We start from the raw sequence: 26,596 nt of genomic DNA, 5'->3' as shown, positions 1-26,596 counted from the left end.
CCGGAGGACAGTGCAATGGGATTTCTGATCATCCTCGGTGCCTGCATCGCGGGCCTCGTCATTGGCGCGAGCGGCAATGACACCGACCTCGCACTCGGCTTCTTTGGTGGCCTCGCGATCGGCATCGCCTACGTGCGGCTGGGCGCGCTGCGCCAGCGCTTGGACGCACTGCAGCGCGAATTGCACACGCTGCGCAGCACCACCGCGAGTCGACTGCGCGCTGGCGCCGATGCGGCAACCGCACCCATGCCCGATCCCGCTGCGGCAGCGACACCGCCGGCACCGGCCCCCGGTGCCACGCCGGCGATCGCACCGGCGCCACCAGCGGCGACCAGCGACACGCCGACCATCATCGCGCCGCCGCCACCACTGCCACCACTGCCACCACTGCCGCCGCGAGCAGCGCGGCCAGCCGCGCCGCCGCTGCCGGTGCCGGCAACGGTCGCCACCACCGTCGCAGCACCGGCCGTGCGCAGGAGCGAGCCTGATTGGTTCGACCGCGCCGGCAGCACGATCCGCCGCTGGTTCAGCGAGGGCAACGTACCGGTCAAGATCGGCATGCTCGTGCTGTTCGCCGGCGTCGCGGCCCTGCTCAAGTACGCCGCCGACCAGGGCTGGCTGCGCGTACCGATCGAACTGCGTCTGAGCGGCATCGCCGCGGCCGCGATGGCGGCCCTCGCATTCGGCTGGCGCGTGCGCAACGCGCGCCGTCCGTTCGCGCTGTCGCTGCAGGGCGGCGCGATCGGCATCCTGCTGCTCACGGTATTCGCCGCATTCCGCCTCTATCCACTGCTGCCGGCCAGCGCGGCGTTCGCGCTGCTGATCGTGCTGGTCGCCGGCGCCGGCATGCTGGCCGTGCTGCAGGACGCGCTCGCGCTTGCCGTGCTTGGGCTGCTGGCCGGCTTCGCCGCACCGATCCTCATCGCGACCGGCGGCGGCGACCACGTTGCGCTGTTCGCCTATTACCTCGTGCTCAACCTCGCGATCCTGGCCATTGCCCGATACAAATCGTGGCGCGTGCTGAACCTGCTCGGCTTCCTGTTCACGTTCGCAATCGGCACCGCGTGGGGCGTGCTGCGCTACGAGCGGCCGCTGCTGGCCAGCACCGAGCCTTTCCTGCTCGCGTTCTTCGCGATCTACCTTGCCGTGCCGATCCTGTACGGCGCACGGCGCAGCGCCACGCAGCGCGATCTCGTCGATGGCACGCTCGTGTTCGGCAACCCGCTGTTCGCGTTCTCGCTGCAGGCGGCGCTGCTGCAGGGCGAGCGCATGCCGCTGGCCCTGATCGCACTGGCCGCGGCCGCGCTGTACCTGCTGCTGGCCTGGTGGCAACGCCCGCGCCAGCGCCTGCTCGGCGATGCCTTCGCGGTGCTCGCCGTCGGCTTTGCCACGCTGGCCGTGCCGCTCGCGCTGAGCGCGCGCGCGACCGCGAGCACATTCGCGCTCGAAGGTGCCGCGCTGATCTGGCTCGGGCTGCGCCAGCAACGCCGCTTGCCGCAGATCGCCGGCACCGTGCTGCAGGCCTTGGCTGCGTGCGCATTCGTGGCGGGGGCCCTGCTGCAGTTCGAGCCCCACGAGCGCGCGCTGGCCAATCCGACCTGCGTCAGCGCACTGCTGCTCGCGCTCGCCGGCTGCACCAGTGCGTGGCTGTACCTGCGCGCGGGTGGCAACCGGCGTGCGCTGCTGTTCTACCTGTGGGGCCTGCTGTGGTGGTGCGCCGCCGCGTTGCGCGAGATCGACCGCTTCGTGCCGCCGCGCGAGCATGGCGCGGCACTGCTGGCCTGGCTCACGGTCAGTGCTGCGCTGGCGGCGCTGGCCACCCGCCGGCTGCGCGCATCGGCGACGGCGATGACGGTCACCGCCGCCTGCATCGCCAGCATCGGCGTCGCGCTGTGGTTCGGCGTGAGCCAGGTGCAGCCCTTCGCCGGGTGGGGGCTCGCCGCGCTGACGCTGTTTGCGGTCGGCGGCGGCTACGCGCTGACCGTGCTCGGCCAGCGCGAAGATCGCACCGCGGCCGTCGCGCACTGCGGCTGGGTGTGGAGCTGGGTCCTGTTCACCGGATTCGCCCTGCATCGGGTGGCGCTCGGCGCCAATCTCGGCAGCGGCTGGGACCTGGCCCTGTTCGTGACGCCGCTGCTCGCGGCCTGGGCGCTGGCGCTGCTGCGCCCGCGCTGGCTCGGCGTGCCGCTGTCCGCGCGCATCGCGCAGTGGCGCAGCGCCTTGCTGCTGCAGCTGGGTCTGCTCGCCTGCTGCCTGTTCGCGCTGACGTTGTGGCATGACGGCGCGAGCACACCGCTGCCGTGGCTGCCGCTGCTGAACCCGGTCGAGCTCGTCCAGCTGGCCACGCTGGCACTGCTCGCGCGCTGGCTCGGTGATGCGGAACTGGCCGCCAGCGCGGCGCCGCTGCGCGCGCCACTGCTGGCCGGCGCCGGCTTCGCCTTCATTACGGCGGCCACACTGCGCGCGACCCATCAGCTCGGCGGCGTGCCGTGGGACGACCAGTTGTGGAACTCCAACCCCGCCCAGATGGCGCTCACGCTGGTGTGGAGCGTGCTCGGCGTGATCGGCTGGATCGTCGGCTCGCGCCGCGGCCAACGCGCCCTGTGGCTGGCGGCCGCGATCCTCATGGCGGTGGTGCTGGCCAAGCTCATGCTGGTCGACCGCGAGCGGCTCGGCAACCTGTTCGGCATCGCCTCGTTCATCGCTTATGGCCTGTTGTGCACGATCGTCGGCTACTTCGCGCCGGCGCCGCCGCGCGCACTCGCCGCGGAGAAATCGACATGAAAAAAGTGCCCGTGCTGCTGCTCGGCATCGCGTTGGCCATGCCCGCTGCACTGGCGCGCACGCCGCGCGACTATGCCTGGCTGTTTCCGCTGCAACTGCCCAGCGCCAGCACCAACAATGCCTGGCGCGTCGAACTCACGCCCGCCGTGTACGCGCACGTGCATGATCCGACCTTGCGCGACATCGCGGTGTTCAATGCCGACGGCCAACTGGTGCCGCTGGCGCGCGAGAGCCGGGCGCCGGTCACCACCGAACACGAGATCCGCGCTACGGTACCGATGCTGGCCCTGCCCGCCGCGACGATGCCCAGCGGCAATGGCGCCGACCTGCACCTGCTGGTCGAGCGCGACGGCAGTGGCCGGCTGCGCCGCCTCGACTTGCACGAGGCCGACGGCACGCCCGCGACCAGTGCCGGAGCGCGCGACTGGTTGCTCGATGCGAGCGCGCTCGATGGCACCCTCGAACAGCTCGACCTCAACTGGGACTCGCCGCAGGGCGACGTGGTGGCACGCTTTGCACTGAGCACCAGCGACGACCTGCAGAACTGGCGACCACTGGCGAGCGGCACCGTGTTCGCGTTGCAACAGGGTGGCGACCGCCTCGACCGCCATGACCTCGCGCTCGGCGGGGTACGCACCCGATACCTGCGCCTGCAGCGCAGCGACACTGGTGCTGCCCTGCAGGGTCTGCGCGCGCAGATCCGCTGTCGCTCGCGCAGCGATGAGGTGCCGCCGCTGGTGTGGGTCGATGCGCAGTCGGTCGCCGCTGACGCCGCAACCGCGGACGATGCTGCCGGCACGACGCAGCGCTTCGACTATGCGCTGCCGGCCACGCTGCCGGTCGAACGCGTGCGCATCGAACTGGCCAGCGACAACAGCGTGGCCCGCTTCGCGATCGCGGGCAGCAACGGCGGACGCACCACGCCACTGGCGCAGGCCACCGCGTTCCGCCTCGACAATGGCGGCAACAGCCTGCGCAACGACGATGTCCGCCTGGCCAGCGACACCCGCCTCGGCCGCCTGCAGCTGCGCACCGGCGCGCCGCTGGCGACCAGCCCGCGCGTGCAGGTCGCGTTCCGACCCGACCGCTTCGTGTTCCTCGCCGAAGGCAAGCCGCCCTACTCGCTCGTGGTCGGCAGTGCCAGCGCGCGCCTGCCCGACTATCCGGTCGATGCCGCGTTGGCCAGCCTGCGCGCGCAGCTCGGCGCGCAATGGCAGCCGCCGCTGGCGACGATCGGATCTGGCGTGCCGAGCGGGGGCGACAGCGTGCTCAAGGCACCACCGGTGCCGATCTCGTGGTCGCGCTGGCTGTTGTGGATCACGCTGCTGGCCGGCACCGTGCTGGTCGGGGCACTGGCCCTGGGCATGTTGCGTGAGCCGCGCCGCTGAACGCCTGCCGCAAGCCTGCGCAGGCAGCGTGAAGGCGCCGATGCAGGCCCGCAGGGCGACCCGCTAACCACGCTCGCCGTTCGCGCGCGCGGGCACGGCGGGCGATGACGCGAGCGCCGCGCAATACAGCGCGAGCAACCACCAGAACAACAGGCCCCACCACGCCGAGTAGAAGGCGAGGTGGGTATTGAGCGGAAAGCACATCGCCAGCAGCGCCAGCCCCGGCGCGAGCGCGCGCTCGCGCGCCGCGGACGCGGCGCGGCGCCAACCGCGCAGCGCCAACCAGACACCACCGAGCCAGCACATCAGGCCAACCAGGCCGGTTTCGCTGAGGACCTCGAGCACGATCTGGTGCGCATGCGCGGCGCCGGTGTCGCTGCTGGTGTCGACGAAGGCATCGTCGGCCGCGGCGTAGCGTGGATAGGCATAGCGGAAGCCGCGCACGCCGACGCCGGTCAGCGGTTGCGCGCGGATCATCGCCGCCGCCGTGCGCCAGATGCGCACGCGGCCGGCACTGGCCTGGTCGATGGCCTGTTCGGTGCCGTGCAGCACGAGCAGGCTGCGCTCGACGCGCGCGTCGAGCCGCAGCGAGCCATGCCATGCGGCCGCAAACAACGCGGCCGCGGCGAGTGCGAGCGCGGCGCCCGACCACAGGAAGCGGCGTGCGTCGCGCGTGTGTCGCCACAGCACTGCCAGCAACACGATCGCGTAGGCGAGCCAGGCCGCGCGCGAACCGGCCAGCAGGATCGGCAGCGCCAGCAGCGCCATGGCAACCGCGAGGCCGCGTCCACCGCAACGGGTACGCGCGGCCAGCAGCACGAACGGCGCCAGCACCGCGAGGGTCGGGCCGAGCTTGAGGTTGCCGGCGCCGAATACGCCCGAGATGCGTTCGCGCTCGGCGGGGCCGCCCAGGCTCCAGCCCGTCAATGCCTGCAGCCAGGCATCGAGCGCCCACAGCGAGATGATCACGCCGGCACTGGCCAGCAGGCGCGGCCACTGCGCGGCGTCACGCAGCGCCCAGGCGACGAACACGGCGAACGGCAGGAAGCGCAGCGTGACCGCAACGGTGGACCAGGTCTTGGCTGGCGCCACGGCCGCCGCGGTCGACAGCAGAGCCGGCACCCAATAACAGGCGAACAGCGCGGGCGCGAGCCATACCGCAGGCGCGCTCCAATCGATGCGCCGACGCAGGCCGAGCACGAGGCCCGCACCAGCCATCAGCACGAGCGGCAGTTCCGCAGTGCGCCCGACCGGCAGCAACAGCAGCGGCGCCAGCACGAGCAGCAGGGGCCACGAGCGGCGCAGTCCGGCGATCAGGGCGTTCAAGGCGGATTCCGCGGCGAGGGGTGGCGCATTGTAAGACGCGCCCGGCAGCCGCCACGCGCCGGCTTCAGGCCGCCAATTCGGCGTAGAGAGCGAGCGTGGCCGCCTGCATGTCGGCCAGGCGGTAGCTTCTGAGCGGCGCGATCGGCGGTGCCGCGCGCAGCAGTTCGGCGGCGCGCTCGGTCAGCCGTTGACGATCGCCGAGTGCGACGCGACCGGCCGGATACAGATCGGTGAGCAGCTCGCCGACCCCGCCGTGATCGTAACCGAGCACGGGTTTGCACAAGGCGAGGGCTTCGATCACGGTGCGACCGAACGACTCGGGCTTGACCGAGAGCTGGAGGATGAGACTCGAGGCGGCGTAGACATCGCGCGTGTCGTCGCGCTGCGCGCTCAGTGCCACCCAGTCGGTCACATCGAGCTGCCGCGCCAGTTGTTCGAGCTCGGCGACATAGCCTTCGCGCCCCGTCTGGCGCACGCCCAGCAGCAGCAGCCGCACCGCGATGCCGCGCGCCTTGAGGTCGGCGACGAGACGGATCGCATCGGCATGCCCCTTGAGGCGCGTGCCACGACCGGGCAAGGTCAGCAGCGGCGCGCCGGCAAGCTGCGGAAACTCGGCAAAGAACCACTCACGCCAGTAGTCGTCGGGCTGCCAGCCATACGGATACTGCTCGGGATCCACGCCCCGCGGAATGACCACCAGATGGGTCGGGTCGGCAATGCGGTAATGGCGCAGCAGATGGTCGCGCACGGTGTTCGACACGCAGATCACCCGTTCGCCGCGTGCCATCACCGAGCTGTAATATCCGGGCGAGTTGAGGCCGTGCGCGGTCGTCACGAAATGCGCGCCGCGCACGCCGCGCAGCGCCAGTCGTGCCAGCCAGGCCGGCATGCGCGAGCGCGCATGGACGATGTCGGGATGGAGCCGGCGCAACAACGCGCGCAGGCGCGGCAACTGGGCGAAGCTGCGCGGCGACTTGGCCGCGATCGGCAGCTGGATGTGCTCACTGCCGGCGCGCGTCAGCGCGCTCACCATGCGACCTCCGCTCGAGACCACGATCGAGCGGTGTCCCGCTGCGACCAGGGCCTGGCCGATCTCCAGCGTCGAGCGCTCGGCACCGCCGGCTTCGAGCGCCGGCACGAGCTGTACTACGGTCAGGCGTCTCCCATTCATGCCCACTCGGTCAGCGGCAATGCGCTCGGCCGGTAATCGGCCAGTTCGTACTCGGCGCTGCAATACGGGCAGCGCACGCGGCCACCATCGGCCGCGACAGGCAGGAACACGCGTGGGTGCGAATCCCACAGCGACATGCCCGGCATCGGGCAACTCAGCGTCAGGTCGCTCGCCGCCACCTTGTAGTGGCGCTGCGCGTTGGCCGGAACGGTCCGCTCCAGTGCGGGATTGGGACGCATCGCACGCTCCATCGAAAAAACCCAAGTCTAGCAGGGGCGACGCCGCGCCACGGCGGACCGGCGGCGTCGGCGCAGCACGGCCGGCCATGCCTGCCGGGACTGCGCCATCGAGATCACAAGCACGATACGTGCCAGCGCGGCGCATCGCCGGATCGTGATGCAGTGCACGATCACGTCGTGACGCGCGCAGGGCGCGGCCGTCGCGGCAACCGGCTTAGAATCCCGTGCTGCACCGTCAACGGCGGCCAACCGGGAGGAACACCGTGGATTTCAACAAACTCATTGAGCGTGTCAAGGCCATTCTGCTCAGTCCCAAGACCGAGTGGCCGGTCATCGCCAGCGAACCGGCAACGGTCGCCGACCTGTACAAGAACTACATCGCAATCGTGGCCGCGATCCCGGTCGTAGCCGGCTTCATCAAGGGCAGCCTGATCGGCTATGGCATGTTCGGCATCCACGTGCGCACCCCGATCGGCACCGGCTTGGTCGGCGCCGTGGTCGGGTATGCGCTGAGCCTCGCCGTCACCTACATCATGGCCTTGGTCATCGACGCACTGGCGCCGAGCTTCGGCGGCCAGAAGAACCAGGTGCAGGCGCTCAAGGCCACGGCGTATGCATGGACCGCAAGCTGGGTGGCCGGCATCGGCGTGCTGGTGCCGTTCCTCGGCTGGCTGTTCGCCCTGGCCGGACTCGCCTACGGCATCTACCTGCTCTACCTGGGCCTGCCGCACACGATGAAGTGCCCGCAGGAAAAGGCCGCCGGCTACACCGCCGTGAGCATCATCATCGGTATCGTGCTGAGCTGGATCGTCAGCCTCGTGGTGGCCGGCATCGTCGGCACCGGCGCCCTGTTGGGCGGCGCGGCAACGAGCGCACTCAGCGGCTCGGGCAGCGAGGTCAGCTTCGACAAGGACGGCGCGCTGGGCAAGCTCGATGCGTGGAGCAAGAAGATGGATGCCGCCGGCAAGCAACTGGAAGCGGCGCAGAAGTCAGGCGATGCCGATGCGCAAAGCAAGGCGCTCGGTGCCGTGATGGGCGCCGCACTCGGCGGCGGCGACCAGGTCGAGGCACTGGCGCCCGACCAGCTCAAGCCCTTCGTTCCCGACACGCTGGGCGGCCTGCCGCGCACGAGCATGTCGGTGCAACGCAACGGCGTCATGGGCATGCAGGTGGCGACCGCCAGTGCGAGCTACGGCGACGATTCGGGCCACAGCCTGCAACTGGAAGTGACCGATACCGGCTCGGCCAAGGGCATGATGGCGATGGCCGGCTGGGCTGCGCTGCAGAACGAGAGCGAAACCGATCGCGGTTACGAGAAGACCTACAAGCAGAACGGCCGCATCGTCCACGAGCAATGGGACAAAGTCGACAAGCACGGTGAGTTCTCGCTCGTGCTCGGCGACCGCTTCACGGTGAAGGTATCGGGCAACGCCGAAAGCATGGATCAGCTCAAGGCCGCCGTCGCGAGCCTCAACCTGGCGGGCCTCGAGGCACTCAAGGGTCACGGCGTCAAGAACGGTTGAGCGGCCGTGAACCGGTCAGCCCGCGGATCGACCGCGGGCTCGGACTGAAGGTGCCGGCAGCGCGCGAAGCGAGCCGGCAACCGGCAACTCATTGCGGGCGGCGCCATGGCGCGACCCGGTCCAGAACGGAACCGTGCCGCGTTGCCGCCCGGCACTCATCACTTGCCGGCGTCGGACACCATGGCCTCGGTGGTGATGCGCAGGCTCACCTCGTCGCTGACATTGGGTGCGAAGGCGCCCACGCCGAAATCGGAACGCTTGAGCGTGGCGGTGGCGTCGAAGCCGATCGCATCCTTCTTGCGCATCGGATGCGCCGCGGCCTTGTTGAGCGTCACCTCGAGCACGACCGGCTTGGTGACCCCGTGCAGGGTCAGGTCGCCAGTGACGCGGAAATGCCGGTCATCCTTGCCGGTCTCGACCTTGGTGCTCCTGAAGGTCGCCTGCGGAAACTGCGCGACGTCGAAGAAATCGGCCTTCTGCAGGTGCTCGTCGAGCGCCGGCACGTTGGTGTTGATGCTCTTCATGTCGATGCTGACTTCGACCTTGGCCTTGGTCGGTGCCGCGGCATCGAAATCGAGCGTGCCCTCAATCTTGCCGAACTGGCCACTCGGGTGCGAGTAACCGAAGTGGTTCCAGCTGTACACGACCTGGGTGTGGCCCGGATCGAGTGTGTAGGTGGCGGCAAAGGCGGAGGCGCTGGCCAAGCTCAGGGCGCTGGCGAGGACGAGGCGAGGAATCATCGGGTATCTCCCTGCAGTGGAAGGAACAGTCGGGTTTGCAACAATGCGGCAGGCGAGACCCAAGCTCAAGCCATGGCGCCCGAATGCAGTGTTGCCGGCACGGGAACGATCACCGCGCACGGTCGCTGCATTACGCTTGCACGATGAGCGCGCACCCGACTCCGACCTGCTGGGCCATCAGCGACGGCGCCGCCGGCAACGAACGCCAGGCGCTGGCGCTGGCGCAGGCGCTGGGTCTGACGCCACGCGTGATCCGCCTGCGCCTGCACCAGCCCTGGGCTGCGCTCGCCCCGCGCCTGCTGGCCGGTGCGGCGTGGGCGCTGCGCGACGCCGACGACGCGGCGTTGGCGCCGCCGTGGCCCGCGCTGGCGATCGGCTGCGGGCGCCGTGCGGCACTGGCCACGCGCGCCTTGCGCCGCTGGAGTGCGGGCCGCTGCTGGTGCGTGCAGATCCTCGACCCACGCATCGACAGCGCGGCGTTCGACCTCGTGATCGCACCGGCCCACGATCGCCTCGCCGGTGGCAACGTGATCGCGAGCATCGGCGCACTCAATCCTGTCGACGCCGACTGGCTCGCCGCCGGCCGCAACCGGTTTGCCGCCCTCGGCACCCTGCCGGGACCGCGCACCGCCGTGCTGGTCGGCGGCAGCACGCGCGCGCAACGACTCGACCAGACCTATTTCGATGCGCTGCTGGAACGCCTGCAGGCCCAGCATGCGAGCCACGGCGGCAGCTTCATGTTCAGCGTGTCGCGGCGCACGCCGACGGCCGTCGCCCACTGGCTGCGTCAGCGCCGCGCAACCTTGCCCGGCATGTTCTGGAGCGGCCCCGCCGATGGCGACAACCCGTACGCCGGCCTGCTCGGTTGGGCCGACCGCATCGTGGTGACGCCCGATTCGGTCAACATGATCAGCGAGGCCTGCGCGACCGGCCGGCCCGTCCACACCTTCGCGCCGCGCCCGCTCGGCGGCAAGCTCGCCGCATTCCACGCCGCGCTGCGCGCCAGCGGCCACCTGCGCGAGCTCGGCGACCCGGCCCCGCCCGTGCTGCCGCCACCACTGGCGGAAACCCGCGAAATCGGCGCCATCGTGCGCGAACGCTGGCTGCGCGAGCACCCAGCCTGACGGCGCCGCCACGCCCGCCCTGCAGCGGAGCTGTCCACTGCGGGCCTGGCGCTGGCCGTGCACCCATGCTCAGTGCGGCGTCACGCACAGCGCGGACATGCGCTGTGCCTTGTTTGCGCAGGCCGCAGCGATGAGGTCGCCGACGTAGTCGCGAGTCGACTGCGGAACGTGCTCGAGTCCGGCCATGCGCGTGCGGGCGCGTTCGAGCAATACCGCCGCATCGGTATGCCGGCCCTGCTGCATGCGTACCGCCGCCAGCGCCGCCAGCGCGTTGACCTGATGGAAGTGACCCTGCCTGGGGTACATGCGCCCGGCCATCGCCACCGCATCCTGCGCGGCTTGCTCGGCCAGCCCGAGTTGCCCACCGTCGAGCGCGAGGCGCGCCAGGTTGGTCATCGGAACCAACACCATCGTGTGATCGCCGCTGGCCGCGCGCCGCTGCATCGCCAAGGCGCGCTGCTGCAATTCGATGGCCCGCGGCATCTGGTCGCGCAGGGCCGCCACCCGTGCCCGATTGTTGAGGATCACGGCCAAGTGCGGACTGCCGTCCGGATAGGCCTTCTCGAGGATCGGCTGCGCCATCCCATACAGTTGGTCGGCCCGCTCCAGATCACCCAGTCCGCGGTAGGCTTGGGCCAGACTGGCCAGCGTACGCGCCCGATCCTCGAGGCTGTCCTTGTCGGTGCCGGCACGGTCCAGATCGACCGCCTGCTGCAGGTATTGCCTGGCGCGCGGGTAGTCCTCGTACACGAGGTACAGCACGCCGAGGTCATTGAGGATGTCCACGTGCAACGGCGAACCGGTCTGGCCACTGCGCCCCAATCGCTGCAGCGCCTCATCGAACAGGGCCTTGGCATCATCACTGCGATCCTGCTCCTTGCGCACATTGGCCAAGGCCGACATCGCGGTGATCACGCGTGGATCATCGGGACCGAACAGGCGCTCGCCATCGTCGCGGGCACGTTGCAGCTGGGCAGCGGCGGCGTCGAGTCGGTAGCGCGCGTACAGACTCTGCCCCAACGCGTTGCGCAGTTCCACCGTGAGATCGGGGCGTCCGGCGAAATGGGTGTCGATCCTGTCGACGGCGGCGTCGACTGCGGCAGCCATCGTGAGCTCGCCACCGCTGTCGTTGGGGTTGGATGTATTGATGAGATCGAGCAGGAAGGCATTGACGCGCTGGGTATCGGCCATCGCCTGACGAGCCTGGCGGGCCTGCACCAGCGCCATCGCGCTGGCGGCAAGAATCACCACGATGGCCAGCGCCACCGTACCTGTGCCGAATCGGTGGCGGCGCACGAAACGCGCCGCGCGATAGCCCAGCGAATCGGGATGCGCCTGCACTGGGCGCCCCTCCAGATAGCGGCGCAGATCCTCGCCGAGCATGCTGGCCGATTCGTAACGCCGAGCGGGCTCCTTGTGCAGCGCCTTGGCCACGATGCGCTCGAGATCGCCGCCGATGCCGGCCATGCGCGCGCGCCGTACGGCAGCGGGCAAGGTGGCCTCGCCCAGGGCACGACGCAGGGTCGGCGGCTGGGTGTCGCAGACCACGCGCTCGCTCTGCGCAGGACTGAGCCCATCGAGCGAATAGGGCCGCTTGCCACTGAGCAGCTCGTACAACACCACACCGAGCGAATACACATCCGATGCGGTGGTAAGAGGTTCCTGCCGCACCTGCTCGGGGCTTGCGTAGGATGGTGTCATCGCACCCGCCGCCGTGGGCTGGTCGATGCCGCGCGTACTGAGATCGAGGGTGCGTGCAATGCCGAAATCAAGCAGGCGCGGCTCGCCATCGCCGCCGACGAGGATGTTGCCGGGCTTGAGGTCGCGATGCACGATGAGGTGACGATGTGCAGCCTGCACGCCGTCACAGACCTTGCAGAACAGCGCGACTCGCGCCGCCACGCCGAGCTGGTGCTCGTCGCACCAGCGCGTGAGCGAGACGCCGTCGATGTATTCCATCACCAGCCAGGGCACCCCATCGGGGGTGCTGCCGCCGTCGAGGATGCGCGCCACGTTCGGATGTTCGATGCGCGCCAGCAAGCGACGCTCGTTGTCGAAGCGTGCGGCGAAATCGGCGCGTTCCGCGGCGCTGGCCCATGGGCTCAGGCGCATGAGCTTGATCGCCACCTGCTGTTCGTAGGTACCGTCGGCGCGCTCACCGAGGTAGACCACGCCCATGCCACCGGCATCGAGTTCGCGCACGATGCGCCAGACGCCGATGCGTTCAACGTTGGCTGGCCCCGCGTCGGCGCGCACGCGCGTGGCCTCGTGGACCGGCGCCTCTGCCGCCTCCGGCGCGTTGTCGCCAGCGAGCTGTTCGCGCAGTCGCGCCCGCAGCTCGGCTGGCACCTCCTGCGCATCAAGCCAGGCCAGACGGGTGCCAGGGGCGCGCGCCTGTGCCGCCGCCAGCAGGCGCCGCAGCAACGCATCGGCATCATCGTTCACACCGAACCTCCGTGCTGGAATGCAAGCCAAGTCTAGCCAGCAGCGCCGTGTCATGCAGCGCACCGGGCCGCTGCGGTACGGCAGCCGAGTCTGCCGCCGGCAGCGCCTGCAACCGAAAGTTCTTGCTTGACTGTGGGCAAGGCAGGAATATCGGCGGTTCGGGCGCCACTCATCGCATCTTCCACCGAGGTTCGATGAGTGACAGCCCGACACGCGGACAAGCGCGTGACAGGGGGTTTCTCGTCGAACCCAAATGGGGACCATCATGTTGAAGCACCGATCCATCATTGCCTCGTTGCTGCTCGTCTCGGGCCTCGCCCTGGCGGCAAGCAATGACACCACGCCACTGGGCTTCGCGGGCGGGCTGCGCGCGGTCGACCAGGTCGCCGGCACGCAGCTGGGCGCACTCGACCTCGCCAGCATTGCCGAACAGGACGCGCAGCGCGAAGCCAGCGGCCAGCCGATGCGCTTTGCCATCGCCCACGACAGCACGCTCAGTGCGCGCGCGGGCGGCACTTGGGAACAGCGCGGCGACCGCAGCATCTGGCGCTACCGTGTGCAAGCCAAGGGCGCGGCCTCGCTCAATTTCGGCTTCACGCACTTCAAGCTGCCGGCCACGGCGCGCCTGTTCATCTACGCAACCCAGGACCACGCCGACCTGGCCGGCCCCTACAGTGCAGCGACCCACAATGCGCTGGGCCAACTGTGGACACCGATCATCGCCAGCGATGACGTCACCATCGAGCTCGATGTGGCCAGCAGCGAGCGCGATCGCGTCGAACTGCAGCTGGGCAAGATCAACCAGGGCTATCGCGGCTTTGGCACGCACAGCAAGGGCTATGCGCAGCCGGCCATGGCCGTGCACGGCGAGGGCAAGTCGGCCTGCTCACCCGACGCCATCATGTCGGGTGCCTGCAACATGGACGTGGCCTGCATGGACAGCGCCGATCCGTGGAACAACCCTCGCCGATCGGTCGGCGCCTACACGATGAGCGGAACCGACACCTGCACCGGCTCGCTGGTCAACAACACGAGTGGCGACCGCAGCATGCTGTTCATCACGGCCAGCCATTGCCAGGTCGTGAACAACCCGGCGGGGATCGTCGTGTATTGGAACTACGAATCGCCGACCTGCCGTACGCCGGGCACGAGCGCCAATAGTCAGGTGCTGCCACGCCCGAGCAGCACCAGCAGCGGCTCGACCTTTCTGGCACGGACGCGCAATCCATTCTCGAGCAGCGACTGCACCAATGGCGCGGTGTGCTCGGATACCACGCTGGTGCGCCTCAACGGCACGCCCGATCCGGCCTGGAACCTGTACTGGGCCGGCTGGGACCGCAGCACCACGGCTGCACACTGCGTGCCGGGCCCCAATGCCAGCTCCGACGTCGGCGAGTGTGCCTCGATCCATCATCCAGGCGTCGACGAGAAGCGCATCACCTTCGTGCAGCAGGACTTCGTGCTCGGCGGCATCAGCGGCGGCAGCAACACCCACTGGCACGCCTACTGGGACCCGACCCCGCCGATCCTGCCCAACATTCCGGCGCCGCAACCGACGACACTGCCGCCCGGCGTGACCGAACCGGGCTCGTCCGGCTCGCCGTTGTACAACGCGAGCCAGCGCTTCGTCGGCGTGCTCAGCGGCGGCAGCTCGGCCTGCGGCGCCACCGGTGAAAATCTCTCCGACTATTATGGCCAGCTCGCGGTGGCATGGAACGGCGAAGGCACCACCACCACGCGCATGAAGGATTGGCTCGATCCCACCAGCAGCGGCGCCACCTCGATCGACGGCGTGGGCATGGCGCCGTTCACGTTCACGCTGACGCCCTCTTCGGTCGCGGTGTGCAACACCAGCAGCAGCGCCAGCGTGACCTTGAATGCCAGCTACGACGCGGGCTACAGCGGCACCGTCCTGCTGGTGGCCACCGGCAACCCGACGCCGAGCACGGCAACGTTCACGCCATCCATGCTGGTGCCGCCCGCCGCCAGCTCGGTGTTCACGCTTGGCGGCCTGTCCGGCGTCGCCCCCGGCAGCTACAACGTGACCGTGACCGCCGACGACGGCACCGACAGTGTCAGCAAGTCGCTGCCGTTCACGCTGTCGGCACCCCTGTCGGGCAGCATGGCGCTGGTCGCGCCGACCGACGGCGCAACCGGAGTCGGCACCAACCCGACGCTGAGCTGGAGCGCGCTCGCCGGCGCCGACAGCTATACGGTGGAAGTCGCGACCGACGCCGCATTCGCCCACATCGTCTACACCCAGTCGGGCATCACCGGCACCAGCCAGGCCGCCAGCGGGCTCAGCCCGACCACGACCTACTACTGGCGCGTCAAGCCGAGCAATGGCTGCGGTGACGGAAGCCTGTCGCCGGTCTTCCACTTCACCACCGCGAACATCATCTGCAGCACGGTCAATCAGGCCATTCCGGACAACACGCCCGCCGGCATCAACAATACGATCACGCTCAGTGACAGCTCGCTGCTGAATGGCCTCACGGTATCGATCAAGGCAAACCACACCTGGGTGGGTGACCTCAAGTTCACCTTGAGCAAGGGCGCCACCAGTTCGGCCCTGATCGACCGTCCGGGCGTACCGGGATCAACCTTCGGCTGCAGCGGCGACAACGTCGACGTGATCCTCGACGACGCCGCCAGCAGCCCGGTGGAAACCACCTGCAACTCGACGCCACCGGCACTCAGCGGCACGCTGTCGCCCAACGCGCCCGGGCTCGCGCCGTTCGTCGGCCAGACGCTGGCCGGCACCTGGACGATGAACGCGTCCGACAACGCGGGCGGCGATACCGGCACCTTCCTCGAGTGGTGCCTGATTCCGCAGCTCGCACCGAGCGACGTGATCTTCCAGGACGGCTTCGACCTCGCCCCATAGGTCGCCTCGCCTGCCGTTGCAAAGGGGCCGCGATGCGGCCCCTTTTTTTTTGCTGGCAGCGGCAGGTTACGGTGCGACGAGGCCGACGCCGGCGGCAAGCGCGTGCACGACCGTCGCCGCCTGCTCGATGTCCGCATCGCGTGCAACGATGCGCGGCTGCGCATCGAGCGTGCAGCCGATCGCACGCGCCAGCAAGCGCTCGTGCGCCCGCGCCAGCGCAGCGGCATCGTCGGCCGCGAATATCCCGAGCCCACCGAGGCGCGCGATGAGCTGCGCACTGTTGCCGCTGTCGATCAGCAGCGGATGTGCCGCCGCGTGGGTGAGCACGAGCGCCTGCAACAGGAACTCGATGTCGACGAGTCCGCCGACGCCTTGCTTGAGGTCGAACCGCTGCGCGTCGGAGCGATCGCGCTCAGCGCGCCAGCGCGCCCGCATCGCGGCCACCTCCGCACACACGAGCGCGCCATCGCGCGGCGCCGTCAGCAGCGCCGCCCGCAACTGGCCGAAGCGCCGCGACAGGCCCACATCGCCCGCCACCGCCCGCGCACGCACCAGCGCCTGCAGCTCCCAGGTCCAGGCTCGTTCGCGCTGGTAAGCCTCGAATGCGGCCAGGCTGAGCACGAGCATGCCCTTGCTGCCATCGGGCCGCAGGCGCACGTCGACTTCGTACAGCCGCCCCGCGCGCGTGAGCACGCCGAGCAGGTGCACGATGCGCTGCACGAGGCGGGCGTAGTAGCGCTGCGCGTCGAGCGGGCGCGGGCCGTCCGATTCGCCCTGCGCCAGCTCGCCGTCGTACAGGAACACCAGATCCAGATCCGAACCGAAGCCGAGCTCGGCACCGCCGAAGCTGCCGTAGGCGATGATCGCCAGGCCACTGCCCTCGCCCGCCTGCAACGGCAGGCGACCATGCGCGGCCAGCAGGTCGCTCTCGGCGATGCGCAGCACGGCATCGAGCACCACGCTCGCCACCTCGCCCAGCGCGCGCGCGGCCGCCACGGCGTCCAGCTGTGCACCGAGAAACGCCAGGCCGATACCGAACAATGCCGACTGGCGCACCTCCTGGATCAGCTCGATCTCGGCCTCGGCATCGACCTGGGCCAACGTCGCCAGCCGCCGCGCGAGCTCGGCTTCGAGCACGGCGCGCTCAGCCCACGAACTTGCGTTGCGATCGTCGAGCAGTTCGTCGAGCAGCAGCGGGTGGGCGATCACGCGCTCGGCGAGGAACGCGCTCGCGGCGAACACCGCGCTCACGCGGCGCAGCGCCGCCGGTTGCTCGTCGAGCAGCGCCAGGTACACCGAGCGCCGCGCCACCGCGTGCACCAGGCGCAGCAGGCGCACGAGGCACGATGCCGCCGCGTTCTGCGCGGCGGCGGCCGCGAACAGCGCCGGCATGACGCGGTCGAGCCGTTCGCGCGAACGATTCGACATGTTGCGATAGGTGATGCTGCCCAGCAGGGCCTGCAGTTCGTCGGCGACCACGGCCGCCGGCACGAAGCCGGCGGCGGCGATCGCCGCGGCATCCACTTCGCCCGCGCCGCGCAATTGCTGCCACAGCTGCTCCCACTGGGCGTGGCTGCGCCGCTCGTCGCTGCGCGCCTCGACCGCCATGAGCGCGGCGAACTGCTCGGCGACTACCGTGCGCTGCCGCGCGAGGGCGTCCTCGAGCAGCGCCACTTCGGCAAAGCCGAGCGCCACCGCGATGCGCTCACGCGCCGCTTCGTCGTCGGGCAGGGCGTGACATTGCTGGTCGTCGAACATCTGCACGCGGTTCTCGACCCGGCGCAGCAGCAGGTAGGCCTCGCGCAGCGCGCGCGCGCGCTCGATCGGCATCAAGCCGCGCTGGGCGCAGGCTGCCAGCGCCGGCAACAGGCCACGCACGCGCAGCGTCGGTTCGCGGCCACCGCGGATGAGCTGGACGAGCTGCACGATGAACTCGATCTCGCGGATCCCGCCCGGACCGAGCTTGAGGTTGCCGGCCAGATCCTTGCGCGCGACTTCGGCGTCGATGAGCGCCTTCATCTCGCGCAGGCCGGCAAACGCGCCGTAATCGAGATAGCGGCGATAGACGAACGGGCGCAGCATGTCGAGCAGACGCGCGCCGGCACCTCGATCGCCAGCCACGACGCGCGCCTTGATCCAGGCGTAGCGCTCCCAGTCACGCCCCTCGCGCTGGTAATACTGCTCCATCGCGGCGAACGACAGCGCCAAGCGGCCGGCGTTGCCGAACGGTCGCAGGCGCAGGTCGACGCGGTAGACGTAGCCGTCGGCATCATGGTCGGCGAGCAGGCTGACCAGCGCCTGGCCCACGCGCGCAAACCAGGCCGCCGCGTCGAGCGGGCGCGCGCCGTCACTGCTGCCGTCCTCCTCGTAGGCGAGGATGAGGTCGATGTCCGAGGAGAAATTGAGCTCGCCGCCGCCGAGCTTGCCCATGCCGAGCACCACCATGCGCATGACCCGGCCGCGCGCATCGCGCACCACGCCATGGCGCTGCGCCACTTGCCGCTCGGCGCCGCGCAGCGCCTGTTCGATGCAGGTTTCGGCCAGCAGCGAGGCGCCGGCGAGGATCGTCTCCACGCCATCGTCACCATTGACGTCGCGCCAGATCAGGCGCAGCGCCTCGCGCAGGCGAAAGCGCCGCAACAGGCTGCGCAGCGCTGCCGGGTCGGCAGCCTCGTCGAACACGCCGGCACGGGCGTCGGCATGGCGCGGGTCGCTCATCAGGCGCAGCGCATCGGGCGCCAGCAACTGCGGGTCGCGCAGGTAGCTGCGCCAGGCGAACTCGCTGGCCAGCAGCACGCGTTGCAGGCGCTCGTCGACGCCGGCGTCGTCGTGGAATGGCACCTGTGCAGCGCGGCAGTCCGCCTCCAGCCGCGACAGGCGTTCGGTGGCGAAGGCGACCAGCGGGCGCGGCCAGCGGGCGGGATCGGACATGGCTCGATTGTGGCAGGCGGCACGGCGCGGCGGCCAGCGCGGCGCCGACACCAAATTCCACCCCCGGCGCGGCCCGCAGTTAATGCACGGTTGCCATTGGCGTGGCATCGTCGCGTCCCAGCATGCCAGCCATCGACCCCATCCTGCCCAGCCAGCCGTGGCGCCCGCGCGTGCAGCGTGAACGCCGCGTCATCGCCGGCTGCGCGATCCTGTTGCTGTTGCTGGTGGCGCATCTCGACCCGGGCATCGATTTCGCGCACGGCGAAGCGTTCACTGCGGTGCTGCACCGGCTCGCGCTCAACGTGCTGCCGGTGCTGGCTGCCTTCGTGCTGTTGCTGAGCCTGACCCGACGGGCCCTGCTGTCGACCTGGCTCGTGCTGCTCGGCGCGGTCGGCCTGTACGCGGCCAACGCGGCCAAGCTCGGTGCACTGCGCATGCCCCTGCTGCCGGGCGATCTGCTGTTCCTGGCCAACCCGGGACCGGCGCTGCGCCTGTTCTCGGAATACCTGCGCGTCGACGTGCTGCATGCGCTGCTGTTGCTGGCCGGCGCGGGCGTCACCATCGTGCTGCTGCGCGAAGCCCCGCTGCGCGTGCTCGGCTGGCGTGGCCGCCTCGGCGCGGGGGTGCTGGCACTGCTGATCGGCAGCAGCCTGTATGCGGGCAGCGGACCCTGGCGACGCGTGTACGACAGCAACGCGCTCGGCTTCCAGCCGTGGGCACTCGACCAGACCGCGCTGCGCGCCGGACTGGTCGGCAGCATGCTGCTCTACCACTGGGAACTGGGTGGCAATGGCATTCCCGACGCCGACCGCACGGCGGCGGTCGCGCTGCTGCGGGCGCACGCGCCGGAGCTGCGTGCGGGCCTGGCGCTCACCACCACGCGCGAGACCTTGCCCGACATCGTGGTGGTGCAGAGCGAGTCGCTGTTCGACCCGGCGCGCGTGCGCGAGGTCCTCACCGGTCGTTGGCTGCGGCAATACCACTCGCTCACGCGGCGCGCCCACAGCGGCGAGTTGACCGTGCCGACTTTCGCCGGCGGCACGATCCGCACCGAATTCGAGGTGCTCACCGGCGCGCCGCTGGGCAGTCTCGATGGCATCCAGTACCCCTGGCTGGAGCTCGACGAGGCGGTGTATCCGGGCCTGGCGCGCGTGCTCGACGCCCATGGTTACGCAACCACGGCGCTGCACCCGAACGCGATGTCGTTCTGGAACCGCGACCGCAGCTATCCGGCATTGGGCTTCGGGCGCTTCCTCGACGAGGGCGCCTTCCCACGCGACCGCATCGTTGGCCTGTTCACGTCCGATGCGGCCCTCACCGACCGCATCCTGGCCGAACTGGCCGGCGACGGGCCACCGCAGTTCCTGTTCGCGATCAGCATGGAGGCGCACGGCCCGTTCGACTGGCGCCCCAACCTCGACCCCGCCCGCCTTGCCGCCTTGCCGCTGCCCGAGCGACTCGATGAGGGAGCGCGCCTGTGGTTCGGCAACTACCTGTACCTGCTCGACGATGCCGACGCCGAGCTCGGCCGGTTGGCCAAGGCGCTCGCACGGCGCAAGCGGCATACGCTGCTGCTGTTCTACGGTGACCACCTGCCCGACCTCGGGCCGGTGTATGCGCAACTGGGCTTCGACGACGGGCGCGACGAGATGGCGCAGAGCGTGCCGTGGCTGCTGCTCGACAACCGCAACGCGCGCCCGCAGCGGCGCGACCTGCACGCATGGATGCTGCCCGCGCACCTGCTCGAAGTCGCCGGCATCCGCGATGATGCCTACTTCAACATCATCGCCACGCTGGGCCGCTCGCCCGATTTCGCCGTCGACGATCCGTCGACACGCGCCGGCATCCACGCCTTGGCACAGCTGCACCTGCGCGGTGAGTTGGGATCACTCGTCGACGAGACACTCGGCCTTGCCCCAAGTGATCCGCTGTAGCGCCGCCCGCCGGTTGCCACCCGCCCGCATTCGGCAACGCAGCCAGGCCAGCGCGGTCACGCGCCGTCGGGCAGGCAGCGCGGACAGCACGCGGCGCGGAACGTGATCCAGTGGACATCGCGCATCGGGCGCGCCGCACACACTGCCTGAGCAGCACCACTAAAATGCCGCGCGACGGCTTGATGTCCGCGCGACAATCGCCTGGGGAAGCGGCTCGCGCGGACATCCACCGTCACCTCCTGAGGTCATGGAATGGCCGAGCGCAGCGATGCGTCCGGCACCACCGGCTGCCATGGAGACGCCGACGATCACCCGCCCGTACTGCCGCCGCGCAGCGCGCCGCTGCGCCGCACCCCTGCATTTCGCCCTCGCCTTTGCCGCGCTGCTCGGCTTGAGCTCACCCGCCTGGGCGGTGCTCGACCCGCTCGACAATGGCGTGGTCGGCGATGGCCAGATGAAGGTCTGGACCGAATTCCTCGGCGACACCGTGAAATTGCAGATCGCCTATCCAGGCGGCAGCGGTCCGGAAGATGTCATGTACGAAATGCAAACCCTTTATGACGTGGGCGCCAACGGTTCGGCGGTGAATCTCGCACCGACCAAGCTCGGCAACCCGACCTGCGATGCGACCACCAATTGCATCAACGGCCAGGGCAACTTCAATGGCCCCAACGGCAGCATCGACTGAACCTCGCGCGCCTGCCTGCCAATCAACGGCAAGCGCTACCACGTGACCGTCAACTTCAATGCCTTCCAGCAGCCCTTCGGCAAGATCCGCATCATCAGCCTGCTCGCACCCAACATCGAATGGAGCAACCAGGATGATGCGGTCGGCGTGTTCGGTACGCCCGGCACCGCGGGATTCCGCATCCTCTCGATCGATCAGAACCTGCCCAAGGGCTTTACGCGCGGCATCGGGCCGTTGCAGAACATGACGTTCGCGGGCTGGGCTGCCGCCGATGCCGACGCGCTGGAAACCCGCGTACGCTCGACGACACCACAGACCTTCACGCTCAATGGCGACGTCAATACGACCGAGTTGCCGCAATACAACGACACGCGTAATCCGGGCATCCGGGTCTACGGCGATCGCAACCCTTGGTATCGCGCCGGATACGGCTTCGCCTTCGACATCGGGGAAACGGCGATGCAGGCGTCGTATTCGTTCTTCATCGAAAACCTGATCCAGCCGGTGATCTTCACCGACGGCTTCGAGCGGCCGTGATCGCGGGCCACGACCGGGCGCGGCTGCGCCCGGGTGCACGCAGTGCGATGTCCGCGATCAGCCGGCCGCCGCCGCTTCGAGTTGCCGTTCCAGTTCGAGGTTGAGTCGATCGCGGCCGACCGTGACCGCCGCCAGCAGCACGCCCTGGTGCGACAGCCGCACGCACAGCTCGCCGGCCGCGAGCGAGCCTTCCATGCGCGCCTCGTCGAACTCACGCGCATGCCCCGTGTAGCGCAGGTCGGTGCCATAGTGGTGGCTCCAGAAGAACGGCACGTCGGCAAATGCCTGTCCCACGCCGAGCAGGTTCGCTGCGGCGCACTGGCCTTGGCGCTGCGCATGCACCCAGTGTTCGATGCGCGTGTAGTGGCCGCGATAGGCAAAACGCGCGATGTCGCCGACCGCGTAGATGTGCGCATCGCTCGTGCACAGTTGCGCATCGACCACCACGCCGCCCTGCTCGACCTGCAAGCCGGCGGCACTGGCCAACGCGCTGCGCGGCCGCACGCCCACGCCGACCAGCACCGCATCGGCCGCGATCACGCGGCCGTTGTCGAGGCTGAGGCTGTGCGCCGCAGCGTCGTAGGCTGCCGGTGAACACTGCAGGTGGAACTGCACGCCGTGCCGGCGGTGCAGGTCGACCACCTGCGCGGCCAGCTCGGCGCCGACGATGCGCGCCATCGGGTCGGGTTCGCGCGCGACGACGTGCACCTGCAGATCACGCGCGCGCAGCGCCGCGGCCGCTTCGAGGCCGATGAAGCCGGCGCCGATCACGGCCACCGAACGCGCGCCGGCAAGCGCGCCGATGAGCCGGCGCGCGTCGGTCATCGAGCGCAGCACGTGCACGGCCGGCGCAGCGAAGCCGGGCAGCGGCAGGCGCACCGGCTCGGCGCCGGTCGCCAGCAGCAGCTTGTCGTAGGACCAACGCCGGCCATCGGCGCTGCGCAGCTCGCGCGCGGCGGGATCGAGCGTGGTGACCTCGCAGTCAAGCTGCAGGTCGATCTCGAGCTCGCGCCAGCGTTCGGGTGGCTGCAACGGCATCCACTCGGCCGGCGCGCTGCCGGCGAGGAAATCCTTGGACAGGTTGGGCCGGTCGTAGGGCGCATCGGCGTCGGCGCTGAGCAGGCTCACGGCGCCGTCATACCCGAGCTCGCGCAAGCGCAAGGCCGCTGCCGCACCGGCGGCGCCACCTCCGACGATGACGATGCGACGCGGCATGTCGATCGCGGGCCGAGCCGGCGCGGCTGGGGACGCGGGCAAGGCGGCACCGACCCGCACCGTGTCGGCGTCGACCACGACACTCCAGACCGGCAACGGCGCCAGCGCCGGCGCGGCCAGGCAACGCCCGCTGCACAAGTCGAACCGGGCATGGTGCCAGGGACAGCGCACCTGCCCATCGACCACGAGTCCTGCGTCGAGCGGCGCGCCGTAGTGCGTGCAGCGCCCGCCCACGGCGAACACCTGCTGGCCGCGTCGTGACAGCAACACCGGTTCGTCACCGACGTGACCGGCCAGCGTGCCACCGTCGGGCACGCTCGCGAGTGCGACGCCAAGCGCCAGATCCGGACCCATTGCCGACCCTGCCTGTGTGCCCATTGGCGCTCCTCCGTACGTGGTTGTACGCATTGCCGGCGTACTGCCGCGATCATACGCCTCGTGCGTTCGATGCCGGCGCCGCGCACGGCGTTCCCGCGGCCCCCACGCGGGCAGGTCGCTGGCAGGCAACCGCTGCGGATCCGCGCCACCACGATGGGCCGCGCCCGCGGACGATCCAAGGCTGTCGGTGGCGTGCGCGCTGTGCTAGCTTTCACCGACGGGGATCGGTGGAGTGCGGCGCGGCGCCGATGGCAGACGCCACCGATCGGGAGGGAGCGTGACGAATCTGGTTCGACTGATGCAGGCGCTGGGCGCGGATGCCGCCTTGGCCAGCGAGTACGCCCGCGATCGCGAGCTGGTGATCAAGCGTTTCCAGCTGACGGACGAGGAGCGCAAGGCGCTGCTCGACGAGGACCTGGCCGCGATCCGCAAGCTGACTGGACTGACCGACGGCATCTACGTCACCAACAGCACGATCATCGCTTATGACAAGTAAGCCGCGACACCGCTGTCGCGTCGCGGCGACGTCTTGGCGTCGCCTCGCGACACGGTGCCGCAACATCGGGCGCCAGGCAGCCGCGTGCGTGGCCGCGTGATGCGCGATGGGCGCAGAATCCTGTTCCACCTGCCGGAGGCGCGCCCTGAAAGGGGTGGCCCGCCGCGCTGAAGGCCGGCCCATGCGCACGCCAACCGCGGCGCTGCGCTGGATTGCATTGCTCACTGCCCTGTGCGCGGCCATCGCCGCGCCCGCGCAGGAGCCCTCGCTCAGCGACCGCGTGGCCGCGATCGAGCGCAGCAGCATCAGCGAGCCGCCGCATGACTCGGCGCGCCTGATCAATGCGCTGCTGGCGGAACACCCCGAGCTGCCGCCCGAGCTTGCCTACCGGATCGATCTCGTGCGGGCCCGCAACCTTGCCCTGGCCGGTGACTACGCCGCGGCCATCGACCTCGGCAAGAGCATGCTCGAGCGCGCACCCTCGGCGCCGCTGCGTACGCGCGCGCTCACACTGCTCATCAACTGCGCCACCAACGCGGCCGATTACCCGCAGGCCTTCGGCTATCTCCGGCAGGCATTGGACTCGACCACCGATGACAGCCCGGGCGCAGCCGCCGTGTTCAGCCTGGCGTCGTACCTGTACCGGCATGTGGGCGAGGATGGGCAAGCGGTCGATTTCAGCTCGCGCGCGCTGGCGATCTCACGCGCGGCCGGCGATGCCCGCGACGAGTGCATAGCGCTGTCGAACCTGGCCAACGCACTCAGCGCGATCGGACACGCTGCGCCGACCGAAGAGATGCGCCACCAGCAGGTGGCGGCCTGCACGCGCGCCAACGATCCGGTGTTCACGGCCGACGCGCTCAAGGGCATCGGCCAGGCGCTCATGCTGCGCCATTCGCCCAAGGAGGCCATGTCGTGGCTGCGCCAGGCACGCGCCAAGTTCGTCGAAGCAGGCTTCACCACCGGCATCCTCGAGACTGACATCACGCTGGCCGAGGCGGAGCTGGCCGCGGGTGCCGCGACCCAGGACGCCGCCGCGCGGGTGCGTGACGCGCTGCCGATATTCGAGAGCCAGCATGCCTGGGACAACGTCGAACTCGCCCACCGGGTGCTGAGCCAGGTGGCAGAAGCTGCCGGCCAGACGACCGAAGCCCTGCGTCATCTGCAGCAGGCCAACCTGGCGCGCAACCGTCTGGACGATGACGCCCACCAGCGTCGCCTGGCCTATCTGCAGATGGAATTCGATACGGTCGCCAAGGCGCGCCGGATCAGCGCACTGGAGAGTGATCGCCAGCGCCAGCAGGCCCAGCTCGAGGCGCACGCGCGCACCCAGTCGCTGCAGGCACTGGCCCTGCTCGGCGTGTTGACGCTGGTCATGATCCTGCTCGTGGTGTTGTGGCGCACCGTCATGCAGCGCAAACGCTATCGCCACGCCGCCGAGACCGACGGCCTTACCGGTCTGTACAACCACCAGAGCACGCTGGCGCGAGGCCAGGCACTGCTGCTGCACTGCCGGCGCGGAGGCCTGCCCTTCACGGCCATCGTGGCCGACATCGACCACTTCAAGCGCATCAACGACCAGTTCGGGCACGCCGCAGGTGACGCAGTGCTGCGGGCACTGGGCACCCTGCTGAGCGCTGCGTTCCCGCAGCCGCATGTGATCGGCCGCAGCGGTGGCGAGGAGTTCACGATCCTGCTCGATGTGGACACCGCGACGGCGCGCGCGCTGGTCGAACGATTGCGTGCACGCATCACGCCGCTCACGGTACTTGACCAGCCGGTCGAGTACAGCCTCAGCTTCGGCCTCAGCGCCGCGCGTGATGCCAAAGCCTCGCTCGAAGACACGCTGCGGGCCGCCGACCTCGCCCTGTACCGTGCCAAACGCGGCGGCCGCAACCAGGTCGTCGATGCCTCCAGCGGGCCGGCTGCCCAGCGCACCGGCGCGGGCCTGGTCGTGGTCGGCACCGGCATCCAGCTCGGACGCCACCTCAGCGCGCGCTGCCTGTCGGAGATCCAGGAGGCCGAGTGCGTGTTTGCGCTGACCGACGGCGCCACGCGCGCGATGCTCGTCGAGCTGCGCCCCGACCTGATCGACCTGTGTCGCTACTACGCCCCAGGCAAGGATCGACGCCAGACCTACCGCGAGATGGTGGCCGCCATCATGCCGTCCGTTGTTGCCGGCAAGCGCGTGTGTGCCGTGTTCTATGGCCACCCCGGCGTGTTTGCCGATGTGCCGCATGCCATCATCGCGAAAACCCGCGCGGCGGGGATCCCTGCGCGCATGGAACCAGGCATCTCGGCCGAAGCCTGCCTGTACGCCGATCTCGGCATCGATCCTGGCCGCCATGGCGTGCAGTCGCTGGAAGCCACGCAGTTCCTGCAGGAACGACGTCGCATCGATCCGCGCAGCCTGCTCGTGTTGTGGCAGGTCGCCCTCGTCGGCGACGTCAGCTGTACGCGTTTCCATGCCGAACCGGCCGAACTGCAGGCGCTGGTCACGCGTCTGCTGGAGGACTACCCCGCCGATCACGAGGTCATCCTCTACGAAGCAGCGCGACTGCCGGTGGAACAATTCCGCGCCGAACGCCTGCCCTTGAAGGATCTGCCGGGCGCGCGTTACGAGGAGTTCACGACCCTCGTGGTGCCGCCACTGTGCGCCGCGCCGCAAGCGAATGGCAGTGCAGCCGTCGACGAAGTCGATTCTGGCACGCCAGCCTGAGTCATCCGGTCAGCGCTCCGCCTTGCCGACCGATGACCTGCAGCGACAGCACGGGGGTGGCACACGCCCCG

Annotated in this window: 17 protein-coding genes; 10 read left to right on the top strand and 7 right to left on the bottom strand. The window is 69.8% G+C overall.

Going from position 1 to position 26,596, the window contains the following annotated elements:
* The first annotated feature begins 15 nt into the window (after positions 1-15).
* Complete coding sequence (locus KF903_RS10525; protein WP_291214402.1) at positions 16-2,784, top strand: DUF2339 domain-containing protein; 2,769 nt, start codon at positions 16-18, stop codon at positions 2,782-2,784.
* Positions 2,781-4,172 (top strand): DUF3999 domain-containing protein, encoded by a 1,392-nt coding sequence (locus tag KF903_RS10520; RefSeq protein WP_291214400.1) that lies wholly within the window; start codon positions 2,781-2,783, stop codon positions 4,170-4,172. Before KF903_RS10525 ends, KF903_RS10520 begins: the two co-directional genes overlap by 4 nt.
* Before the next feature lie 63 nt (positions 4,173-4,235).
* Here KF903_RS10520 and KF903_RS10515 read toward each other — a convergent pair whose 3' ends face one another.
* The 3 genes from KF903_RS10515 to KF903_RS10505 form a co-directional block, all read right to left on the bottom strand.
* On the bottom strand, positions 4,236-5,498 hold the full coding sequence (locus KF903_RS10515) for an O-antigen ligase family protein (RefSeq protein WP_291214398.1): 1,263 nt from the start codon (positions 5,496-5,498) through the stop codon (positions 4,236-4,238).
* Between the two features lie 64 nt (positions 5,499-5,562).
* Positions 5,563-6,669, bottom strand: coding sequence for a glycosyltransferase (locus KF903_RS10510; RefSeq protein WP_291214396.1), 1,107 nt, complete (start codon positions 6,667-6,669; stop codon positions 5,563-5,565).
* Complete coding sequence (locus tag KF903_RS10505; RefSeq protein ID WP_291214394.1) at positions 6,666-6,908, bottom strand: zinc-finger domain-containing protein; 243 nt, start codon at positions 6,906-6,908, stop codon at positions 6,666-6,668. The genes KF903_RS10510 and KF903_RS10505 overlap by 4 nt, the downstream gene beginning before the upstream one ends.
* Positions 6,909-7,171: 263 nt before the next feature.
* Between KF903_RS10505 and KF903_RS10500 the strand changes: the two genes are divergently transcribed.
* Positions 7,172-8,431 carry a Yip1 family protein gene (locus tag KF903_RS10500; protein ID WP_291214392.1) on the top strand — a complete coding sequence of 420 codons (1,260 nt, stop codon included), beginning with the start codon at positions 7,172-7,174 and terminating at the stop codon, positions 8,429-8,431.
* 158 nt (positions 8,432-8,589) lie between these two features.
* Here KF903_RS10500 and KF903_RS10495 read toward each other — a convergent pair whose 3' ends face one another.
* Positions 8,590-9,171 (bottom strand): YceI family protein, encoded by a 582-nt coding sequence (locus KF903_RS10495; protein ID WP_291214390.1) that lies wholly within the window; start codon positions 9,169-9,171, stop codon positions 8,590-8,592.
* 143 nt (positions 9,172-9,314) lie between these two features.
* Between KF903_RS10495 and KF903_RS10490 the strand changes: the two genes are divergently transcribed.
* Entirely contained in the window at positions 9,315-10,295 is a 981-nt protein-coding gene (locus KF903_RS10490) for a mitochondrial fission ELM1 family protein (protein WP_291214388.1), read from the top strand.
* Between the two features lie 69 nt (positions 10,296-10,364).
* Here KF903_RS10490 and KF903_RS10485 read toward each other — a convergent pair whose 3' ends face one another.
* Positions 10,365-12,740, bottom strand: coding sequence for a protein kinase (locus tag KF903_RS10485; RefSeq protein WP_291214387.1), 2,376 nt, complete (start codon positions 12,738-12,740; stop codon positions 10,365-10,367).
* Between the two features lie 265 nt (positions 12,741-13,005).
* Here KF903_RS10485 and KF903_RS10480 point away from each other — a divergent pair, with 265 nt between their 5' ends.
* On the top strand, positions 13,006-15,627 hold the full coding sequence (locus KF903_RS10480) for a hypothetical protein (protein ID WP_291214384.1): 2,622 nt from the start codon (positions 13,006-13,008) through the stop codon (positions 15,625-15,627).
* 66 nt (positions 15,628-15,693) lie between these two features.
* Here the strand turns inward: KF903_RS10480 and glnE are convergent, their stop codons facing one another.
* Positions 15,694-18,558, bottom strand: coding sequence for a bifunctional [glutamate--ammonia ligase]-adenylyl-L-tyrosine phosphorylase/[glutamate--ammonia-ligase] adenylyltransferase (gene glnE, locus KF903_RS10475; protein ID WP_291214382.1), 2,865 nt, complete (start codon positions 18,556-18,558; stop codon positions 15,694-15,696).
* A 122-nt stretch (positions 18,559-18,680) separates the two neighbouring features.
* Between glnE and KF903_RS10470 the strand changes: the two genes are divergently transcribed.
* From KF903_RS10470 to KF903_RS10460, 3 genes are all read left to right on the top strand, one after another.
* A complete protein-coding gene (locus tag KF903_RS10470) occupies positions 18,681-20,492 on the top strand; it encodes an LTA synthase family protein (RefSeq protein WP_291214380.1) in 1,812 nt (603 codons plus the stop codon).
* Between the two features lie 247 nt (positions 20,493-20,739).
* A complete protein-coding gene (locus tag KF903_RS10465) occupies positions 20,740-21,180 on the top strand; it encodes a hypothetical protein (RefSeq protein WP_291214378.1) in 441 nt (146 codons plus the stop codon).
* Positions 21,181-21,222: 42 nt separating this feature from the next.
* Positions 21,223-21,717: a hypothetical protein gene (locus tag KF903_RS10460; protein ID WP_291214376.1), complete on the top strand. Its 495-nt coding sequence runs from the start codon at positions 21,223-21,225 to the stop codon at positions 21,715-21,717.
* A 57-nt stretch (positions 21,718-21,774) separates the two neighbouring features.
* On the opposite strand, the gene KF903_RS10455 is transcribed toward KF903_RS10460, so the two are convergent.
* Entirely contained in the window at positions 21,775-23,310 is a 1,536-nt protein-coding gene (locus KF903_RS10455; protein ID WP_291214374.1) for an FAD-dependent oxidoreductase, read from the bottom strand.
* 298 nt (positions 23,311-23,608) lie between these two features.
* Here KF903_RS10455 and KF903_RS10450 point away from each other — a divergent pair, with 298 nt between their 5' ends.
* A complete protein-coding gene (locus KF903_RS10450) occupies positions 23,609-23,806 on the top strand; it encodes a hypothetical protein (protein WP_291214372.1) in 198 nt (65 codons plus the stop codon).
* Positions 23,807-23,987: 181 nt separating this feature from the next.
* Positions 23,988-26,525 carry a diguanylate cyclase gene (locus KF903_RS10445; protein ID WP_291214370.1) on the top strand — a complete coding sequence of 846 codons (2,538 nt, stop codon included), beginning with the start codon at positions 23,988-23,990 and terminating at the stop codon, positions 26,523-26,525.
* Positions 26,526-26,596 lie beyond the last annotated feature (71 nt).

This window comes from Dokdonella sp. (genome assembly GCF_019634845.1).
GTDB lineage: Bacteria > Pseudomonadota > Gammaproteobacteria > Xanthomonadales > Rhodanobacteraceae > Dokdonella_A.
The sequence above is the reverse complement of the archived record's forward strand: the minus strand, read 5'-3'. Positions and strand labels throughout refer to the sequence as shown.

Coding starts and splice junctions, on each gene's coding strand:
- KF903_RS10525 (WP_291214402.1), top strand. CDS start 16: ATGGGATTTCTGATCATCCTCGGTGCCTGCATCGCGGGCCTCGTCATT.
- KF903_RS10520 (WP_291214400.1), top strand. CDS start 2,781: ATGAAAAAAGTGCCCGTGCTGCTGCTCGGCATCGCGTTGGCCATGCCC.
- KF903_RS10510 (WP_291214396.1), bottom strand. CDS start 6,669: ATGAATGGGAGACGCCTGACCGTAGTACAGCTCGTGCCGGCGCTCGAA.
- KF903_RS10505 (WP_291214394.1), bottom strand. CDS start 6,908: ATGCGTCCCAATCCCGCACTGGAGCGGACCGTTCCGGCCAACGCGCAG.
- KF903_RS10495 (WP_291214390.1), bottom strand. CDS start 9,171: ATGATTCCTCGCCTCGTCCTCGCCAGCGCCCTGAGCTTGGCCAGCGCC.
- KF903_RS10490 (WP_291214388.1), top strand. CDS start 9,315: ATGAGCGCGCACCCGACTCCGACCTGCTGGGCCATCAGCGACGGCGCC.
- KF903_RS10480 (WP_291214384.1), top strand. CDS start 13,006: ATGTTGAAGCACCGATCCATCATTGCCTCGTTGCTGCTCGTCTCGGGC.
- glnE (WP_291214382.1), bottom strand. CDS start 18,558: ATGTCCGATCCCGCCCGCTGGCCGCGCCCGCTGGTCGCCTTCGCCACC.
- KF903_RS10470 (WP_291214380.1), top strand. CDS start 18,681: ATGCCAGCCATCGACCCCATCCTGCCCAGCCAGCCGTGGCGCCCGCGC.
- KF903_RS10465 (WP_291214378.1), top strand. CDS start 20,740: ATGGAATGGCCGAGCGCAGCGATGCGTCCGGCACCACCGGCTGCCATG.
- KF903_RS10455 (WP_291214374.1), bottom strand. CDS start 23,310: ATGGGCACACAGGCAGGGTCGGCAATGGGTCCGGATCTGGCGCTTGGC.
- KF903_RS10450 (WP_291214372.1), top strand. CDS start 23,609: ATGCAGGCGCTGGGCGCGGATGCCGCCTTGGCCAGCGAGTACGCCCGC.
- KF903_RS10445 (WP_291214370.1), top strand. CDS start 23,988: ATGCGCACGCCAACCGCGGCGCTGCGCTGGATTGCATTGCTCACTGCC.